The organism is Liquorilactobacillus uvarum DSM 19971 (assembly GCF_001434935.1).
Classification (GTDB): Bacteria; Bacillota; Bacilli; order Lactobacillales; family Lactobacillaceae; genus Liquorilactobacillus; species Liquorilactobacillus uvarum.
In genome coordinates, this window is sequence record NZ_AZEG01000164.1 from 1 (window position 1) to 206 (window position 206).

General features: G+C 35.4%; 1 protein-coding gene. It reads left to right on the forward strand.

Translation table 11 applies throughout. The features are described from left to right. On the forward strand, nucleotides 1-202 hold a 202-nt coding region (locus FD20_RS13755; RefSeq protein WP_057738962.1), incomplete at its 5' end, for an AbrB/MazE/SpoVT family DNA-binding domain-containing protein. Nucleotides 203-206 lie beyond the last annotated feature (4 nt).

Genomic DNA, 206 nt, shown 5'->3' on the forward strand with positions numbered 1-206 from the left:
TCCTAGCCAAATTATTAAACAACTGAAATTAGATGATAACCAAGATATGACAATAACCATTGAAAATGGATCAATTGTTTTAACACCAATAAAAAAGAACCCAACCAATATTCACGAACTATTTAAGGACTGGCAAGATGACGGAAAACGGGATCACGAGCTTGATTGGGGAAAGTCAGAAGGTAATGAACTTCAATGGTAAGCCA